The sequence below is a fragment of the uncultured Eudoraea sp. genome (genome assembly GCF_947258525.1).
Taxonomy (GTDB): Bacteria; Bacteroidota; Bacteroidia; order Flavobacteriales; family Flavobacteriaceae; genus Eudoraea.
Genome location: NZ_CAMYIP010000227.1, coordinates 15,416 through 30,529 on the forward strand (window position 1 = coordinate 15,416; position 15,114 = coordinate 30,529).

A 15,114-nucleotide genomic window follows, 5' to 3' on the forward strand; every position below is an offset into this window, starting at 1 on the left:
ATTAATCTAAATACCAAAGAGAAATTTTGACAGAATTATTATAAAATGAAAAACTCCGGTAATCAGCCGGAGTTTATTCATCAATCAAAAAACGAACAGTCATGATAAACTGTTGTTACTAACACAAATTACAATTTTTATACCTAAATTCCAATTTAAGGAAAATTTAAGCCGTAATTAATGTCCCGGTATTATCCGAGATAAGTTTTTAATATTTTACTTCTGGAAGTATGTTTTAACCTTCTAATTGCTTTTTCTTTAATTTGGCGTACTCTTTCTCTTGTTAGGTCAAAAGTTTCACCAATTTCCTCAAGAGTCATCGAATGCTGACCTGCCAGACCAAAATATAATCTGATAACATCGGCCTCTCTTGGAGTAAGAGTTTCCAGAGCTCTTTCAATTTCCGTACGCAAGGATTCATGTAATAATTCTTTATCCGGATTCGGTGATTCCCCACTGCGAAGAACATCATAAAGATTTGAATCCTCCCCGTCAATTAAAGGGGCATCCATAGATACGTGGCGACCTGAATTTTTCAAAGATTGTTTTACATCTTCCACGGTCATATCCAATTCCTTGGCGATTTCCTCTGCTGATGGAATTCGTTCATGAGCTTGCTCAAGAAATGCAAAGGTTTTATTTATTTTGTTAATAGAACCGATTTTATTGAGGGGTAATCTAACTATACGTGATTGTTCTGCCAATGCCTGCAATATAGACTGACGAATCCACCATACGGCATAAGAGATGAATTTAAAGCCCCTTGTCTCATCAAAACGCTGTGCGGCCTTTATAAGGCCAAGATTTCCTTCATTGATCAAATCCGGAAGTGTAAGTCCCTGGTTCTGATATTGCTTGGCTACAGAAACAACAAAACGAAGATTAGCCTTAGTAAGTTTTTCCAAAGCCAATTGATCACCTGCTTTTATTCGTTGTGCTAATTCTACCTCCTCATCTGCTGTGATTAGATCTACCTTACCTATTTCCTGTAAGTATTTATCTAAGGACGCAGTTTCCCTGTTCGTAACCTGTTTTGTAATTTTTAGCTGTCTCATTAAGGTTTTCCTTTATATGTTAAGTCCAAAGTGCATGGGCTGCATATACTTATACGTAAAAAATCAGCAAATGTTACAATAAGGGTATAAAAATTTAACTTTTTGGTTATATAGCAATAAAAAACCCCTTTTTATAAGGGGTTTTCTAAAAATACTAACATTAAATAGAATTAGTTTCTTCTGGGTTTGCGATCCCTATTTCTGTCATTTCTTCCGCGATCACGATCCCTATTTTCTCTTGGGGGTCTTTCCTTAAAACCTTCTGGTTTAGGAAATAAAGCTTTACGAGATACTTTTTCTTTTCTGGTTCGAGGATCTGTTCCGAAATATTTAACATCGAATACATCACCCATGTTTACAACATCGGTTACTTTCTCTGTTCTTTCCCAGGCGAGTTCAGAAACATGCAGAAGGACTTCATTTCCTGGAGCTTCAACATATTCTACAACAGCTCCGAAATCCAGAAGCTTAATCACTTTAACTTCATAAACACTTCCCACTTCCGGTTTAAAGGTAATGGAGTCTATTTTAGCAAGCACAGCATCTATACCATCCTGATCTGTTCCCAGGATTTCAACTAGTCCTTCTTCAGTAACCGGATCTTCATTGATAACAATGGTAGTGCCTGTGGTTTTCTGAAGCTCCTGAATTACTTTTCCACCCGGACCAATTAGAGCCCCGATATAATCTCCGGGAATCGTAGCTGTTACCATTTTTGGTGCATGAGCTTTTACATCTTCATTTGGCTGAGCAATTGTCCCGGTCAATTTTTCAAGAATATGGAGCCTTCCTTCCCTCGCCTGCATTAAAGCCTTAACCAATATTTCGTAGGATAAGCCCTTAACTTTGATGTCCATCTGACAAGCTGTGATCCCATCTGCAGTTCCTGTAACTTTAAAATCCATATCTCCAAGATGATCTTCGTCACCCAAAATATCAGATAAAACAGCGTATTTACCTGTTTCGGTGTCGGTAATCAATCCCATTGCAATTCCTGAAACAGGTTTCTTAAGTTGTACACCGGCATCCATAAGTGCCATTGTACCCGAACAAACAGTTGCCATAGAAGAAGAACCATTACTCTCTAACACTTCAGAAACAATCCGGACAGTATATGGACAATCTTCAGGGATCATTCCTTTCAAAGCTCTTTGTGCTAAATTCCCATGACCAATTTCTCTACGGGAAGTTCCCCTTATGGGTCTTGCTTCACCTGTGGAAAAAGGAGGGAAGTTGTAATGCAAATAGAATGTTTCTTCGCCTTCGAACGATGGCATATCAATTTGATTAGCTTCTCTTGAGGTTCCCAGTGTAACTGTAGCCAGTGCCTGCGTTTCTCCTCTTGTAAATATTGCAGAACCATGTGTGGATGGTAAATAATCTACTTCACACCAGATAGGCCTTATTTCATCTGTCTTTCTGCCGTCGAGTCTTAATCCTTCATTTAAAGTAAGGTCTCTAACAGCGGCTTTTTCGGCTTTATAGTAATATTTACTGATTAAATCCCCGATCTCTTCGAGTTCCTCTTCTGAATGTGAAGCTTTAATCTCTTCTTTTATTTCTGCAAAAGATGCACTGCGTTCGTGTTTGGAAGAACCAGCCTTGGCCACTTTATAGACTTTATCATAGGCCAGGTCATGAATCTTTTTCATAAGTGCTTCATCCTCAGCTTCAGTCTCGTATTCACGTACTTCTTTTTGTCCAAAGGCCTTCGCTAATTTAATCTGTGCGGCACATTGTACTTTAACAGCTTCGTGTGCAAACTTAATTGCTTCAACCATTTCTTCTTCAGAAATTTCCCCCATTTCACCCTCAACCATCATAACCGAGTCTTCAGAAGCCCCAATTACCATATCAATATCAGATTCAAGTAGTTGTGCCCTGGTTGGATTAATGACAAATTCACCATTTACCCTTCCGACACGAACTTCAGAAATTGCACATTCGAACGGAAAGTCCGAAAGTTGGATTGCAGCAGATGCGGCGAGTCCCGCCATGGCATCTGGCATTACATTGTCATCATGAGACATTAACTGAATCATCACCTGAGTTTCAGAATGGTAATCCTTTGGAAATAATGGTCTCAAAACCCTATCTACCAGTCGCATTGTCAATACCTCTCCGTCACTTGGTCTGGCCTCTCTTTTGAAAAAACCTCCTGGATAACGTCCAGAAGCTGCAAATTTTTCCCTGTAATCTACTGTTAAAGGAAGAAAATCCACATCACTTTGTTTGTAATTGGAAACTACTGTACATAATAACATACAGTTCCCAGATTGTACAACAACAGAACCATGGGCCTGTTTTGCAAGTTTTCCGGTTTCGATAGAAATTTCCCTACCGTCACCGAGGTCAATGACCTCTTTAAATGTTTTTGGAATCATAAATTTTAATTAGAACCTGATTATTTATCAGGCTGTTAAACAATGGTCGATCATCTTTCTATAGACGATCTGAGTTGTGTTGTTGTGTTGTCGACCAATGAAAAACTATGTGTAAGCTTTTTGTGTTTGCCCAAAATATCCGGGCCTTTTTAAAAAAAAGGGGGAAGCAAAGCCTCCCCATATATTATTTTCTAATATTTAGTTCTTTTATAAGGGTACGGTACTTTTCTATATCCTTTTTCTTCAAATAATCCAGCAGACTTCTTCTTTTACCAACGAGTCTTACCAAAGATCTCTCTGTATTATAATCTTTTTGGTTATTTTTTAAATGCCCGGTTAAATGATTAATCCGATGCGTAAATAATGCAATCTGACCTTCTGTGGAACCTGTGTTACCTTCTGAACCACCGTGTTTTTTAAAGATTTCTGCTTTAACTTCTTTTGTTAAATACATTCCAATATTATTTTAAATGATTTTTATGTATCTGATTGATTTTCAATCGAGCGCAAAGATAGTAATAAATTTAAAATAAATTTAAATAAAGCAGGAGTCATTCACTTTTTTTGAGTTCCAATTAAACCTTTGTGGATAACAAGGGTCCAAGGATGGTAATAATAAAAAAATGATAATATGAAAAACTGTTTTAAAAATTTGAATTTTACAGGATTATTGCTTCTAGCAATAGTATTTAATTTTTCCTGTAACAAAGACGAGTCACCGGAAATAATTGAAACCGGTGAAACCGAAACTTTTGAAGTAGCACAACTTCAGGCAAGTGATGAATCTGAATTAATTTCTGAGGAAATCATTAACATTGGAGAGGATGTTTACGCTACTGACGAAATCCAAGCTACATCCAGGGGTTCTTACATTTCTGATTATTTACCAGATTGTGTGACAATTACTACTGTGGTGACCAGTACCAGTAAAGAAAAAACTATTGATTTTGGTGAGGGATGCGAATTACCCAATGGGAATTTGTTAAGTGGTAAAATTATACTGAGTTACCTTAAGGATATGGAGGCGGCGACAAACATGCTTAGTTTATCACTGGAGAACTTTACGTTTAACGGAGTCTCTGTTGAAGGTAATGCCACAGTGCAACGTATGCGTTCTAACGACAATGGAAATCCTCAGTCAGATGCTGTTGCCAGTTTTACAGGAGAATGGCCCGATGGTAGTTCTGCCAGTTTTACCGGTAACAGAACCAGGGAATGGATTGAAGGTTTTGGAAGCGGATTCTGGGGCGATAACGTTTTTCTTATCTCTGGTAAGGGTACATATACGGGTAAATTGGATAATGTTTTTGTAAAAGAAACAATAAGCCCGCTAAGAAGAGAACTATCTTGTAGATTCATCGTAAGTGGAATACTTGAAATTTCCAAAAATGATACAACCGTAAGTCTTGATTTTGGAGATGGTAGTTGCGATTCCAAAGGGATTCTTACTTATCCTAATGGAGAATCTGAGGAAATATTTTTAAGAAGGTTTAAGAAATAAAAAAACTTACCAATAATTAAATAACCCTGGCTTTTGAAGTTCAGGGTTTTTTATTTTCTAATAGGTATATTTTGAATAAGATCTATATACAGATTAATATTCTTTTTAAGATTTCTTCTGTGGGAAATAAAATCTAAAAAGCCATGTTCCAAAACAAATTCCGAGGTTTGAAATCCTTCCGGAAGATCTTTTCCGGTTGCCTCTTTAACTACTCTGGGCCCGGCAAAACCAATTAACGCCCCGGGCTCAGAGATATTAATATCTCCCAGCATGGCATAGGAAGCAGTTGTACCGCCGGTTGTAGGATCCGTACACAAAGAAATATATGGAATTTTCGCTTCAGCAAGCTGCGCTAATTTTGCAGATGTTTTGGCCAGTTGCATTAATGACAAAGCTGCTTCCATCATTCTGGCACCGCCAGATTTGGATATCATTACGAAGGGAATTCCCTTTTTAATTGAATAATCAATTCCTCGTGCAATTTTTTCACCAACAACACTACCCATAGAACCACCGATAAAAGTAAAATCCATGCAACATACTACCAAGTCCTTACCCATAGACTTGCCTACTGCTGTTCTCACCGCGTCTTTTAAGCCCGTCTTTTTTTGAGCTGCTTTTAATCTTTCAGAATATTTCTTAGTATCTTCAAATTTTAAGGGATCTTTGGAAGTTAGCTTGGCATCCAGTTCTCGAAATTTGTTGTCGTCAAAAAGAATTTCGTAATATTCTTTGCTTCCGATTCTTACATGATAATCATCTTCAGGACTGACATAAAAATTTTTCGCTAATTCTTCAGACTCAACAATTTTCCCAGTGGGAGATTTATACCATAAGCCTTTTGGCGTATCTTTTTTCTGCTCAGTTGCAGTCTGTATACCTTTTTCTGTTCTTTTGAACCAAGCCGTCATTGGAATAGTGTTTAATTCTAAAAGTTACCTACAAGGTATTAATATTGTTTAGATCTTCAAAAGCTTTTTTTAATCTCTCAATAAAAGTCTTTTCTCCTTCACGCAGCCAAACTCTTGGGTCGTAATATTTTTTATTAGGTTGGTCGGCACCATCCGGGTTTCCGATCTGTGATTCCAAATATGCAGATTTATCCTGTACGTAATTCCGGACACCTTCCATAAAAGCATATTGCAAATCTGTATCAATATTCATTTTTATAACTCCATATCCAATGGCTTCACGTATTTCTTCGAGAGTAGAACCAGAGCCGCCATGGAATACAAAATCTATATGATTATGCTCAACCCCGTATTTTTTTGTTATGTATTCCTGAGAATTCTTTAGAATTTTAGGAGTTAACTTTACATTTCCGGGTTTGTACACACCATGAACATTTCCAAATGCAGCAGCTATAGTGAATCTTGGACTTATTTTGGATAATTCTTCATATGCATAAGCCACTTCTTCAGGCTGAGTGTATAATTTTGAGTCATCAACATCTGTATTATCTACGCCATCTTCCTCGCCACCGGTAATTCCTAATTCAATTTCCAGAGTCATATCCATTTTGCTCATCCTTTCAAGATAATCTTTGCAGATGGCAATGTTTTCCTCTATAGGCTCTTCCGAAAGATCAATCATATGGGAACTGTATAGTGATTTTCCAGTTTCAGCAAAATGCTTTTCACTTGCATCCAGAAGACCATCAATCCATGGCAATAACTTTTTAGCACAATGATCTGTATGTAAAATTACTGTAGCCCCATAAGCCTCAGCTAACTGATGTATATGTTTTGCCCCTGCAACGGCTCCCTGTATTGCGGCTTGCTGACCTTCATTAGACAAGCCTTTTCCTGCATTGAACTGTGCTCCACCATTAGAAAATTGAATAATAACCGGAGAATTCAAAGCTGCAGCGGTTTCCAAGACTCCATTAATAGTATCTGAACCTATAACATTAACTGCGGGTAGGGCAAATCCCTTTTCCTTGGCGTAATTAAAAATATGTTGAACTTGGTCACCTGTAGCAACACCTGGTTTTATTGAATGCGACATAATTTTATGGTCTGTTAGTTTTTTATGAGTTGTGGCAAATGTAGTAAAATAATTAAAGGTCTAAAAAGGATAGTTTATACCAATCTGGAATACTGCGTTTGCAAAATTATATTGGCTAAACCATCTTTCACTGCCCAACAGTGCGGGGTTATAGGTTTTAAAGCCCATATCTAGTCGGAATACGAAATAAGTAAAGTCATATCTAACCCCCATACCTGTGCCAAGAGCTATTTCAGAGAGTGATTCAAAACCTTCAAACACAGCGGCAGGGTCCTCTACATTATCCCAAACATTCCAAATATTACCTGCATCTGCAAAAATTGCACCCTTAAAATTCCCAAAAATAGGAAACCGATACTCCAGATTAAGAGCTATTTTCATGTTCGCTTCATTAAAATCATTAATGTTATCCGTTGATCCTGGTCCAAGGGAATAAGGAAACCAGGCACGGTTATCATTTGAACCACCAGCAAAATAACTGCGAACAAAGGGCACACTATTAGAGTTCCCATATGGGATGGCTATACCAAAAAAGCTTCTAAAGGCAAGCACATTGGATCTTGATAAATCCCAATGTTTAATGTAATCAAATTCTGTTTTTATATACTGGGAATAAGGTACACCAAAGACAGTGCGATCTCCATTATCATTTTTGTCAAATTCTATAACGTTAGCAATAGCAGATAACAAAACTCCTGCACTTTCTATTTTAAATCTGAAAGAATAAAAACTTTCATCATTAATACTAGATCTATTGTTTTTATTAAATGTGTAGTTACTTGCAAAAATGAGGTTGTTTTCGGTTAACCTAATTCTTCGCTCTTCAATGCTGGCCACATCATCAAAATCTTCCGGACTTGAAGTTACGTCGCCATTCAAAATAGCATTAGTAAAACCTGTTGTACCTTCAGGAATAATTAATGTAGGACCATCTGATGGTTCTGGCATCACATAAAAGTCCTCTAAAGCAGGGTCATCTGAATAATCCACGGCAATATCATTTAACCTATTAAAGGTGCTTTGATAAACATTATAAAAACGATTGGGATTAAGATTATTTACAAATTGAATGTTTAATAATTCTACATTGTTTTTATTAAAATTGTTGGTAGCCCAGTTATATCCTAATATGGTATTAAATGTTTGTTTATCTAAACCAATATTTTTTTGAAAACTGGTACCCACCGAAATCCTGGATTGCGGAAGTTTATAGTATGGAATTATTTTTTTCCAGTTAAAAAACGGAAACCAGATTCTGGGGAATGTTATTGCAACATCTGCACCTACTTCAGAAAAGAAATTCTCCGTAGAAGTTTCATCACTTAATAACCCAAATGTGCCTCCCACAGACAAGCTAAGGGTTTCGGCACCACGGAAAATATTACGTGAGATAAGGGCTGTACTAAAACCAATACCCAATGATCTAATATTAGAGTGAGTAATATCAAAATCAAAAGCCCATGAAAATTTGGGCCTGGTCGCTAAAAAAATGTCTGTTGTTAGTTTTGTTTGGGTACTGTCCTCTGTAAAAAGTATATTGGGATATTTAAAGGTATTTAAATTAGTAATTCGCCTGTAAGTACGAATTTTATCAATGTCTCTGTATAGACTGTCTTTTTCCAGGAAAATGGCATCGGCTAATGCCTTGGGTTTATAACGGAGTTTGTCTTTATAATAAATCGTATAATTATCGTATTCTACAGATTTTAAAGTAGAAATATCTTCACTGAAACTATAATCCGGATAAATATTGATCTTTCCGAAACGAAAGACTTTATATTCCGCAGTAGTAATGCTAGTATCGCCACGCTTTCTAAGGTTACCAATATTAAGTTTTACATTCATTTTCTGATCATCGTTAAGCCTTACCGTATCTCTTACAATATCATAGGCTATAGAACTTTCCTGAAAATTATATACTCCGTTATTTCTAAAAAGCTCTGAAAGTCTTTCCCTTTCATTATTAAAATCAACAAGATCAAACTGTTTGCTATTATCAATAAAGGATTCAGCCTCATTCAGTGAGTAAATAGAATCTATGGCTTTGGAGCTGATATTTCTGGAAATTGAATCAACAATAAATGGTTTTCCCAGTGCAATCTTATAATTTATTTCAGCCCGTTTCTTTTTTTTGGTACTATCTAATTCATAGGATGTGGTATTATTAAAATATCCCTTGCTACCGTAATAGACGCTCAAACGTTCCAACGATTTCTTAGTTTGTGAAGTATCTATAATGGAAGGGGGTTCACCAATCTTTTTAAGCCAATCACTATAACCTTTTACCAAAAAAGATTCACCCAATCTATTAACCTGTTTTCGAGATAATGAATTTACAAGTCTTTTTTCCCTGTTTTCTTTTCTGTAAAGCCAGGCTTGGAAAGAAGAATCCGGATCTTTTTTTGCTAAATTATAAAGGTTTAGTCTCAAAGGATAGCCTAATAAGGTGCTGTTAGGTTCTTGCAATACAAGACTCCGAATATCTTCACTCTTAATTTTTTCGCTATTAACGTAAATGTTATTTTTTGTCAGCAAAAGTTGGTCATCCTCAACCCTTCTTAGCGTATTACAGGAAGTGAATGCAACAATAAGCAAGAATAAACCTATTTTTGCAATATTCTTTTCATAACTCTGAAGGGTCTTCATAGAAGCCAAAAATACATTATTTGAATGGTTGTAAAAAGTCAATTAAAATTTATAAAAAGCTTATATCAAAAAAAGTACCGAATTCAAAACGGACTTTTTATAGCTGAGGGTAGGAAGGTAGTTTCGGAGCTTATGAATTCTAAATTTAAGACACATAGTATCTACAGCACTGATCCCAAATTTAAAGCAAAAAATAAAGTAGAAGTCCATTATATTTCAGAAAAGGATCTTACAAGAATAAGTTCTCAAAAAAGTCCGAATAAATTATTGGGAATATTTGAGATTCCCGAGGTCGCAGATGTTGATTTTTCTGATTGGGTGGTTGTTTTAGATGCTATTCAGGATCCGGGAAATTTAGGAACCATAATAAGGTTGTGCGACTGGTTTGGAATAGCACATTTGATATGTTCTCCTGATACGGTAGATTGTTATAACCCCAAGGTCCTGCAAGCCACCATGGGTTCTATTGCCAGGGTAAATATTGTTTATACTGATATTACTGATTTACTTGAAGAAAACGAAAATGTTGCTTTCGGCACATATATGAATGGGAATTCTGTGTTTGCTGTAAATCTGCCTGAAAAAGGGATATTAATATTGGGGAACGAGGGTAAAGGCATATCTGAGAAAGTTGGTCTTGGGATAAAGGCTAAAAACCGACTTAGTATTCCTCAATATGGAAAAAAAACGACTGAAAGCTTAAATGTTGCAACCGCCACGGCCATTTTTCTAAGTGAAATTAGAAGAGGCAAAAGTGTAACGAATTAAATGCTTAGTCCTGGTGGCAGAAAAATTCAAATACTTATAAGAGGCTTAGGCTTATTCAAAAGTAAAATTCACGAAAAACCCTCTGGTTTTCATAGCATCTATATTTCCGGTCCAGGGACTGTTCGGATCGTTGTCCGGGACCAATTCATTGCTGAGTGCAAAAACTCCCCGTATAGAAGGTGAAAATTTAAAATATTCCGTGTAGAAATCAATACCAAAGCCAACTTCCCAGTTATAGACTGTTTTTGTCATTCGAAAAGTGCCACTGCTATTATCGTCCAGGCTATTTTCGTTACTGCCCAAATTTAAAGAAGCAGATACTCCGCCAATTACATATGGTTTCCAGTTGCCAAATCTTCTAGCACTTACTTTAAGGAGTAATGGAAAATTAATATAAGTAGATTTTACTTCTCTTAAAGCGTCATTTGCATTGGTAAACCCTTTAAAACCTAGGGTTCTGCTTGCATAGAACAATCCGGGTTCAAATCGTAGGTCCAAAAATTCGTTAAGCCTCAATTCCCCTATCAGGCCAACATTGAAACCAATAGACTTATCTACAAGGATATCATCCAGGTCGTTCTTATATTCAAATTTAAAGCCATATTGATTGAACCCCAGGTAATATCCCCAATTTAATAAGGCCTTATCTTCATTTTCAAGATTTATGATGGGTTTTTCTTTGAATTGAGCATGCAATGGACTTGCGACCAGTATTAAGAAACCTATCAAAAAAACTAAGATATATTTCATTTATCTATTTTGAAGCTACGTATATAGAAGCCACACCAAATGTTTGTGGCTTGTTCTCCATAGCTATAAACCCAATTTTCCCTAAAATATTGTTGAAGGCCGGACCGTGCGGAAAAACCGCAGCAGATTCTGAAAGATAGGTATAAGCAGAACGGTCTTTGGAGAACATTTTACCTATTAAAGGAAGGATACTTTTAGTATAAAACCAATACCCTTGTTTAAAGGGTGATTTTGTTGGTACAGAAGTTTCTAATACCACAAAAGTGCCGGAAGGTTTTAAAACACGGTAAATTTCTGCCAAACCTTTTTCGAGATTTTCAAAATTCCGAACTCCAAAAGCAACAGTAATAGCATCAAAGGTATGATCTTCGAATGGCAGATTTTCACTATCGCCAACAACCATTTCAATAGTTGTATCCAAACCTTTTTTTGTCACTTTTTTTTTCCCAACTTCGAGCATGCCTTTAGAAATATCCAGGCCTACTATTTGTTCTGCCCCTGTTTTTACAAGGTTAATAGCTAAATCTCCGGTTCCGGTTGCGATGTCCAGTATTTTTGTTGGATTTCTTTTCTTTAAAATAGCTACTACTCTGTTTCTCCATTTTATATCAATACCAAAAGAAATTACCCTGTTTAGACCATCATAGTTTCCGGAAATTGCGTCAAACATTTGTGTGACCTGCTGCTTTTTTCCAAGTGTCGATTTTTTATAAGGCTTTACTTTTTTTGACATGAACTAAATTTTCGGGCAAAGATAATACAAAGCCCGCTTCAAAAATGGGTATTTACAAGGATACTCCAAATAGATTCAATGTCCTTTTTTGCTGACCGAGTTAGACATTCATAAAAATAAATTTACGTAATTTTGCCATTGCAAACTTTGCAAAAACAACGTACATGAGCTTCATTGGCTTATATTATATCAAAATAGCTCCTTTACGCCACATTCAGACTCTTGAAAATTAATAAATACTAAAGATGAGGATTATTATTGCGGGGGCAGGTGAAGTAGGTTTTCATTTGGCAAAACTTTTATCATATGAATCCCAGAATATTACTTTGATTGATTCTAACAAGGAAAGTTTAACCTACGCAGACAGTCATTTAGACATAAAAGTACTTAAAGGCGATGCTACTTCCATTTCTGTTTTAAGCGATGCGAAAGTTGAAAGTTCAGATCTTGTAATTGGAGTAACTTCTTCGGAAACCACAAATATTACCCTTTGCTTGTTGGCTAAGCAAATGGGGTGCAAAAAAACAATTGCGAGAATTTCAAATATTGAATTCATAGATAACAAGGAACTGATTAAGTTTTCAGAAATGGGAATTGATGAATTGATCTCACCCGAAGAGTTGGCCGCCACTGAAATACAGCTTTTACTAAATAAGTCTGCTTTTTTTGACACTTACGAATTTGAGGAAGGGGCTCTGATAATGGTTGGCGTTGTCTTACCAAAGGGAGCACCTTTTATTGGCAAAACGGTAAAAGAGGCAGCACATATATTTCCCGAATTGCACTTTATGCCTATTGCTATGCAAAGACTTGGAACCCAGTATACATTAATGCCGAGAGGCGATACAGTTTTTAAGGACAATGATCAGGTATATTTTGTAACTGATAAAAAAGGAGTAGATGAACTTTACAAGCTTACGGGTAAAAAGAAAGAAGAGATAAAAAATGTAATGATTTTAGGAGGTAGTAAAGTTGGGTTTAACGCTGCCCGTGATCTCTGTTCTAAAAAATTTAATGTAAAGCTGATAGAGAAAAACAAGGAGAAGGCTTTTGAAATATCAGATAGTCTGCCTAATGCTCTGGTAATAAACGGAGATGGCAGAAATGTGGAATTATTGGAAGAAGAAAGTCTGGATTCTATGGATGCATTTATTGCGGTTACCGGAAATTCAGAAACTAATATTATGTCTTGTCTGATGGCAAGATCCAAGAATATCAAAAAAACTATCGCTCTCGTGGAAAATATGGATTACTTCCAACTTTCCCATTCCATTGGTATTGATACTTTAATTAATAAGAAATTGCTTGCAGCTAATAATATATTTAGGTATATCAGAAGGGGGGCAGTTGTTGCTCTGACTAGATTAAATAACCTAAATGCGGAAATCCTGGAATTTGAAGTAAAGGCTACCTCACGGGTAAATGGAAAAGCCATACGCGAAATTGAATTTCCCAGGTCTGCAATAATTGGCGGGATTGTAAGAGGTGGAGTTGGAAATATTGCTCTGGGCGATTTCAGGATTCGGGAAGGTGATAGGGTAGTGGTTTGCTGTCTGCCAGATTCCATTTCAAAAATTGAAAGGCTTTTTATATAATGACAGGTCTTAATTATAGAATAATTATCCACTTAATGGGATTACTGTTATCATTTAATGGTGGTTTCATGCTTATTGCAGCTTTGGTTAGTGGGATTTATGATGATGGAGTTACGCTTGACATTACCCTGGCGGCCATAATAACTTTATTATTAGGTGTTCTGGCCATGTTTTACACCAGAGGCCATGATAAAGAAGTTAAAAGAAAAGAAGGGTATATTATTGTTACACTTGGTTGGATTGTAATGTCTGCCTCCGGGATATTACCTTATATTTTTTCCGGAGCTATCCCAAGTATTACGAATGCTTTTTTTGAGACTATATCCGGATATACCACTACGGGTGCTTCAATTCTGAACGATATTGAATCTCTTCCAAGAGGTATCCTCTTTTGGCGGAGTCTTACCCACTGGATTGGGGGTATGGGTATTATTGTCCTGGCAATCGCCATACTTCCTCTGCTTGGAATTGGAGGAATGCAACTATTCTCTGCTGAAGCTCCCGGACCAAACGCAGATAAGCTCCATCCCAGAATTACGGACACCGCGAAAAGACTTTGGCTAATTTATTTTGGATATACAGCAGCTGAAACCCTTTTATTAAGTGTAGCCGGAATGTCTTTTTTTGATGCCTTAAACCATTCTATGGCTACATTATCTACAGGCGGATTTTCAACCAAAAATGCCAGCCTAGCTTATTGGAACAACCGTCCCCTAATACAATATATAGTTATATTTTTTATGTTTCTTGCAGGAAGCAATTTTGTATTGAGCTATTTATTTTCTGGCCAATGTTGAAGTTTCAAGCTTTCACCCCATGCCATTTGGAGAAGTTGAAAGCTCTTTCAGACATGCATTGTTTCAGATTACCGCTGTTATTACAACTACCGGATTCGTCACCGCTGATTTTACAGCATGGACTCCCTTTTTAACCGTTTTCTTTTTCGGGCTTATGTTTATGGGTGGTTCTGCAGGTTCTACCGCTGGAGGTATTAAAGTAATGAGGCATATCCTAATTATCAAAAACGGGTTGCTGGAATTTAAAAGAACCCTACATCCAAGTGCCATTATTCCTGTTAGATTTAATAAAAAAACGGTGAGCGAGCATATTGTATATAACATAATCGCATTCTTTGTGCTTTATATGTTGCTTTTCATAGTAGGTGCCCTTGTACTGAGTTTTTTAGGTCTGGATTTTATTTCCGCAATCGGTGGCGCTGCATCGTCTCTTGGAAATGTTGGACCCGCTTTTGGAGACCTTAACCCCGTAAGTAACTTTAATAGCTTGCCGTGGCTGGGAAAATGGTGGTGTGGCTTTCTTATGCTTGCAGGCAGATTGGAATTATTTACTGTATTGATACTTTTTAATCCTTATTTCTGGAAAAAGATATGATCTTTAAGAAATGTAGATAAAGACTAATCTAGACTGAGACCACAGCTTTTATTCTTTTCACGGCTTCCCTTAATTCATCTTCTGAAGCAGCATAGGATATCCTTATACAGTTTGGATTACCAAATGCTTCACCTGTAACAGTAGCTACATTAGCGTTTTCCAAAAGATATAAAGCAAAATCAGAAGCATTTTTTATGGTAGTGCCTTTCAGGGTCTTACCAAAGAAACTTGAAATATCAAAAAAAAAATAAAAAGCACCTTCGGGGACATTTAAATTAAATCC

The 15,114-nt window shown here is 36.6% G+C and carries 12 protein-coding genes and 1 pseudogene; 4 read left to right on the plus strand and 9 right to left on the minus strand.

What is annotated here, in order from left to right; translation table 11 throughout:
• Nucleotides 1-191: 191 nt before the first annotated feature.
• The 3 genes from Q0X89_RS17445 to rpsO all read right to left on the minus strand — a co-directional run bounded on the left by Q0X89_RS17445 (nucleotide 192) and on the right by rpsO (nucleotide 3,893).
• Nucleotides 192-1,055, minus strand: a complete 864-nt coding sequence (locus Q0X89_RS17445) for a sigma-70 family RNA polymerase sigma factor (protein WP_019671028.1) — start codon at nucleotides 1,053-1,055, stop codon at nucleotides 192-194.
• 170 nt (nucleotides 1,056-1,225) lie between these two features.
• A complete protein-coding gene (locus Q0X89_RS17450) occupies nucleotides 1,226-3,439 on the minus strand; it encodes a polyribonucleotide nucleotidyltransferase (protein WP_297696570.1) in 2,214 nt (737 codons plus the stop codon).
• 184 nt (nucleotides 3,440-3,623) lie between these two features.
• Complete coding sequence (gene rpsO / locus Q0X89_RS17455) at nucleotides 3,624-3,893, minus strand: 30S ribosomal protein S15 (protein WP_297696572.1); 270 nt, start codon at nucleotides 3,891-3,893, stop codon at nucleotides 3,624-3,626.
• A gap of 177 nt (nucleotides 3,894-4,070) precedes the next feature.
• On the opposite strand from rpsO, the gene Q0X89_RS17460 reads away from it, so the two are divergent.
• The gene (locus Q0X89_RS17460; RefSeq protein WP_297696574.1) at nucleotides 4,071-4,940 is read left to right on the plus strand and encodes a hypothetical protein; all 870 of its coding nucleotides are present in this window, start codon (nucleotides 4,071-4,073) and stop codon (nucleotides 4,938-4,940) included.
• A gap of 50 nt (nucleotides 4,941-4,990) precedes the next feature.
• Here the strand turns inward: Q0X89_RS17460 and accD are convergent, their stop codons facing one another.
• From accD to Q0X89_RS17475, 3 genes are read right to left on the minus strand one after another with little or no spacing between them, the layout of a single operon-like run.
• Nucleotides 4,991-5,851: an acetyl-CoA carboxylase, carboxyltransferase subunit beta gene (gene accD, locus Q0X89_RS17465; RefSeq protein ID WP_297696576.1), complete on the minus strand. Its 861-nt coding sequence runs from the start codon at nucleotides 5,849-5,851 to the stop codon at nucleotides 4,991-4,993.
• A gap of 28 nt (nucleotides 5,852-5,879) precedes the next feature.
• Complete coding sequence (fbaA, locus tag Q0X89_RS17470) at nucleotides 5,880-6,947, minus strand: class II fructose-bisphosphate aldolase (protein ID WP_297696578.1); 1,068 nt, start codon at nucleotides 6,945-6,947, stop codon at nucleotides 5,880-5,882.
• A 60-nt stretch (nucleotides 6,948-7,007) separates the two neighbouring features.
• Nucleotides 7,008-9,593 carry a BamA/TamA family outer membrane protein gene (locus Q0X89_RS17475; RefSeq protein ID WP_297696580.1) on the minus strand — a complete coding sequence of 862 codons (2,586 nt, stop codon included), beginning with the start codon at nucleotides 9,591-9,593 and terminating at the stop codon, nucleotides 7,008-7,010.
• Between the two features lie 24 nt (nucleotides 9,594-9,617).
• Here Q0X89_RS17475 and Q0X89_RS17480 point away from each other — a divergent pair, with 24 nt between their 5' ends.
• The gene (locus tag Q0X89_RS17480) at nucleotides 9,618-10,361 is read left to right on the plus strand and encodes an RNA methyltransferase (protein ID WP_297696583.1); all 744 of its coding nucleotides are present in this window, start codon (nucleotides 9,618-9,620) and stop codon (nucleotides 10,359-10,361) included.
• 51 nt (nucleotides 10,362-10,412) lie between these two features.
• Here Q0X89_RS17480 and Q0X89_RS17485 read toward each other — a convergent pair whose 3' ends face one another.
• Both Q0X89_RS17485 and ubiE read right to left on the minus strand, forming a co-directional pair.
• A complete protein-coding gene (locus Q0X89_RS17485) occupies nucleotides 10,413-11,111 on the minus strand; it encodes a porin family protein (RefSeq protein ID WP_297696585.1) in 699 nt (232 codons plus the stop codon).
• A gap of 4 nt (nucleotides 11,112-11,115) precedes the next feature.
• Nucleotides 11,116-11,844: a bifunctional demethylmenaquinone methyltransferase/2-methoxy-6-polyprenyl-1,4-benzoquinol methylase UbiE gene (gene ubiE / locus Q0X89_RS17490; protein WP_297696587.1), complete on the minus strand. Its 729-nt coding sequence runs from the start codon at nucleotides 11,842-11,844 to the stop codon at nucleotides 11,116-11,118.
• A gap of 245 nt (nucleotides 11,845-12,089) precedes the next feature.
• Between ubiE and trkA the strand changes: the two genes are divergently transcribed.
• Together trkA and Q0X89_RS17500 are read left to right on the plus strand one after the other, a co-directional pair.
• A complete protein-coding gene (gene trkA / locus Q0X89_RS17495; protein WP_297696590.1) occupies nucleotides 12,090-13,439 on the plus strand; it encodes a Trk system potassium transporter TrkA in 1,350 nt (449 codons plus the stop codon).
• A pseudogene (locus tag Q0X89_RS17500) lies at nucleotides 13,439-14,831 on the plus strand (TrkH family potassium uptake protein). The gene trkA and the pseudogene Q0X89_RS17500 overlap by 1 nt, the downstream one beginning before the upstream one ends.
• A gap of 28 nt (nucleotides 14,832-14,859) precedes the next feature.
• Here the strand turns inward: Q0X89_RS17500 and Q0X89_RS17505 are convergent.
• A partial coding sequence (locus Q0X89_RS17505) for an aminotransferase class I/II-fold pyridoxal phosphate-dependent enzyme (protein WP_297696592.1) occupies nucleotides 14,860-15,114 on the minus strand: 255 nt, incomplete at its 5' end.

What these genes read in the sequence shown, in the direction of transcription:
- Q0X89_RS17445 (WP_019671028.1), bottom strand. Translation starts at nt 1,055, where the DNA reads ATGAGACAGCTAAAAATTACAAAACAGGTTACGAACAGGGAAACTGCG.
- accD (WP_297696576.1), bottom strand. Translation starts at nt 5,851, where the DNA reads ATGACGGCTTGGTTCAAAAGAACAGAAAAAGGTATACAGACTGCAACT.
- Q0X89_RS17450 (WP_297696570.1), bottom strand. Translation starts at nt 3,439, where the DNA reads ATGATTCCAAAAACATTTAAAGAGGTCATTGACCTCGGTGACGGTAGG.
- Q0X89_RS17480 (WP_297696583.1), top strand. Translation starts at nt 9,618, where the DNA reads ATGGTTGTAAAAAGTCAATTAAAATTTATAAAAAGCTTATATCAAAAA.
- Q0X89_RS17475 (WP_297696580.1), bottom strand. Translation starts at nt 9,593, where the DNA reads ATGAAGACCCTTCAGAGTTATGAAAAGAATATTGCAAAAATAGGTTTA.
- fbaA (WP_297696578.1), bottom strand. Translation starts at nt 6,947, where the DNA reads ATGTCGCATTCAATAAAACCAGGTGTTGCTACAGGTGACCAAGTTCAA.
- Q0X89_RS17485 (WP_297696585.1), bottom strand. Translation starts at nt 11,111, where the DNA reads ATGAAATATATCTTAGTTTTTTTGATAGGTTTCTTAATACTGGTCGCA.
- rpsO (WP_297696572.1), bottom strand. Translation starts at nt 3,893, where the DNA reads ATGTATTTAACAAAAGAAGTTAAAGCAGAAATCTTTAAAAAACACGGT.
- trkA (WP_297696590.1), top strand. Translation starts at nt 12,090, where the DNA reads ATGAGGATTATTATTGCGGGGGCAGGTGAAGTAGGTTTTCATTTGGCA.
- Q0X89_RS17460 (WP_297696574.1), top strand. Translation starts at nt 4,071, where the DNA reads ATGAAAAACTGTTTTAAAAATTTGAATTTTACAGGATTATTGCTTCTA.
- ubiE (WP_297696587.1), bottom strand. Translation starts at nt 11,844, where the DNA reads ATGTCAAAAAAAGTAAAGCCTTATAAAAAATCGACACTTGGAAAAAAG.